2 protein-coding genes are annotated in these 1,087 nt (G+C 39.6%); both read right to left on the bottom strand.

Features of this window, described 5'->3' with window-relative positions; translation table 11 throughout:
• Nucleotides 1-718, bottom strand: a 718-nt coding sequence (locus ABD010_RS18210; RefSeq protein ID WP_343816483.1) for an IS3 family transposase, incomplete at its 3' end; no start/stop codon positions are given.
• Nucleotides 719-780: 62 nt separating this feature from the next.
• The coding region (locus ABD010_RS18205) for a transposase (protein WP_343816481.1) at nt 781-1,087 on the bottom strand (307 nt) is incomplete at its 5' end.

Here is a 1,087-nt window from a genome sequence, read left to right as displayed (position 1 = left end):
CAAATATCAGTTCATGGCCGTGTTTCAGATTTTTAATCACAAAACGATTAAGCCACTCACGTTTTATTAATGCATGAAAAGATTCAATACATGCATTATCCCAGGGATTTGCTTTAGTAGAATAACTGCGTATATACTGACCTGCTGGTGTTGCTTCCATATAGCTTTTGGATACATACTGACAGCCACGGTCACTGTGAATAATAATTGGTTGACTTAACTCTCGGCTTCTTTTTGCTTTTTCAATGGCTTCGATGACATGCTCCGTAGCTAAACTATCCGATACACGCCAGCCAATGATTTTCCTTGAAAAAAGATCCATAACACTGGTGAGGTAAATAAAGCCTTCCAGGGTATGCACATACGTTATATCCGTAACCCAGACGGTATTGGGAGCTGCTGGTTTGAAGTCCCTATCCAGAATGTTCTTCAGCTTCCTATCAAAATCAGGATCAATGGTCGTTCGAACATATGGACGTACCCAAATAGCTTTAATACCTTCCTCACGCATGTAGTTACCAACCGTCTTTTCAGTGATGACATGACCTCTGGATTGCAGGATGGACGCTATTTTAGGCGCACCGTAAATCTGAAGGGATTCATTATATATTTCAGCGATTTCCTCTTTCATTGCTTGCTTTCTTTTTTCTTGGTCAGAAACTACACGTTTTTTCCAACTGTAATACCCTGATGTAGAAACGCCTAATATTTTGAGCACACTGTTAACAGAAATCGTGCGTTTCTCAGATTCTTGACGGGTTGCTGTATAAATAGATTCTGTTAATTGCTCAGTATGCCCATAGCCTTTTTTAATACTTCTAACGCATCCTGTGAATCTCGTAATTCTTTCTTTAGACGTGCAATTTCTTTTTCGGCATCGGAACTGTAATTACCTGATCCTCTATGCTCAACGGTACCATTGTTGTTTTTAGCTGCTGACACCCACTTCCCCAATGTAGATTCACCAATCTTCAAATCGGCAGCTGCTTTCTTCAAGCTTTTGCCAGATGTATAATAATAATTAACAGCGTCTTGCTTGAAGTTCGCATCAAAATGCTTTCTATTTTTTGTCATGTGATATTTCCCC

The sequence above is a fragment of the Virgibacillus siamensis genome (assembly GCF_039522605.1).
Taxonomy (GTDB): Bacteria; Bacillota; Bacilli; order Bacillales; family Amphibacillaceae; genus Lentibacillus; species Lentibacillus siamensis.
The sequence above is the reverse complement of the archived record's forward strand: the minus strand, read 5'-3'. Positions and strand labels throughout refer to the sequence as shown.